This is a genomic window from Microbacterium ulmi (assembly GCF_011759705.1).
Classification (GTDB): Bacteria; Actinomycetota; Actinomycetes; order Actinomycetales; family Microbacteriaceae; genus Microbacterium; species Microbacterium ulmi.
This window is the reverse complement of sequence record NZ_JAAOZF010000003.1, coordinates 1-1,495: the sequence shown is the minus strand read 5'-3', so window position 1 is coordinate 1,495 and position 1,495 is coordinate 1. Positions and strand designations below refer to the sequence as shown.

The window sequence follows — 1,495 nt, the reverse complement described above, 5'->3', positions numbered from 1 at the left end:
AATCCGAACTGGGACCGGCTTTTTGGGATTCGCTCCACCTCACGGTATTGCAGCCCTTTGTACCGGCCATTGTAGCATGCGTGAAGCCCAAGACATAAGGGGCATGATGATTTGACGTCATCCCCACCTTCCTCCGAGTTGACCCCGGCAGTATCCCATGAGTTCCCACCATAACGTGCTGGCAACATAGAACGAGGGTTGCGCTCGTTGCGGGACTTAACCCAACATCTCACGACACGAGCTGACGACAACCATGCACCACCTGTATACAGACCTTGCGGGGCGACTGTTTCCAGCCGTTACCTGTATATGTCAAGCCTTGGTAAGGTTCTTCGCGTTGCATCGAATTAATCCGCATGCTCCGCCGCTTGTGCGGGTCCCCGTCAATTCCTTTGAGTTTTAGCCTTGCGGCCGTACTCCCCAGGCGGGGAACTTAATGCGTTAGCTGCGTCACGGAATCCGTGGAATGGACCCCACAACTAGTTCCCAACGTTTACGGGGTGGACTACCAGGGTATCTAAGCCTGTTTGCTCCCCACCCTTTCGCTCCTCAGCGTCAGTTACGGCCCAGAGATCTGCCTTCGCCATCGGTGTTCCTCCTGATATCTGCGCATTCCACCGCTACACCAGGAATTCCAATCTCCCCTACCGCACTCTAGTCTGCCCGTACCCACTGCAGACCCGAAGTTGAGCCTCGGGATTTCACAGCAGACGCGACAAACCGCCTACGAGCTCTTTACGCCCAATAATTCCGGATAACGCTTGCACCCTACGTATTACCGCGGCTGCTGGCACGTAGTTAGCCGGTGCTTTTTCTGCAGGTACCGTCACCCGAAAGCTTCTTCCCTGCTAAAAGAGGTTTACAACCCGAAGGCCGTCATCCCTCACGCGGCGTTGCTGCATCAGGCTTCCGCCCATTGTGCAATATTCCCCACTGCTGCCTCCCGTAGGAGTCTGGGCCGTGTCTCAGTCCCAGTGTGGCCGGTCACCCTCTCAGGCCGGCTACCCGTCGACGCCTTGGTGAGCCATTACCTCACCAACAAGCTGATAGGCCGCGAGCTCATCCCTGACCAAAAAATCTTTCCAACCACTAACCATGCGGCTGCGGCTCATATCCAGTATTAGACGCCGTTTCCAGCGCTTATCCCAGAGTCAGGGGCAGATTGCTCACGTGTTACTCACCCGTTCGCCACTGATCCAGAAAGCAAGCTCTCCTTCACCGTTCGACTTGCATGTGTTAAGCACGCCGCCAGCGTTCATCCTGAGCCAGGATCAAACTCTCCGTAAAAAACGAAAACCACAACCCACCCCAAAAGGGCAGACCGCAGCGAGTTCAACCATGACCAAACAGAATGCCATCACTGACATATCCGATGCCGACACCAAAGTGCCGGACTTTGATCCAAAGGAATCTCACCCGATCCGAAGACCAGGACGAGGTAAAATTTGGCATTTGACAAGTGCACGCTGTTGAGTTCTCAAGGATCGGACACTCC

The 1,495-nt window shown here is 55.1% G+C and carries 1 rRNA gene (cut by a window edge); it reads right to left on the bottom strand.

Annotation, left to right across the window (positions count from 1 at the left end):
- Positions 1 to 1,287, bottom strand: a 16S ribosomal RNA gene (locus tag FHS08_RS16555); it reaches 335 nt to the left of the window's first position.
- Positions 1,288 to 1,495 lie beyond the last annotated feature (208 nt).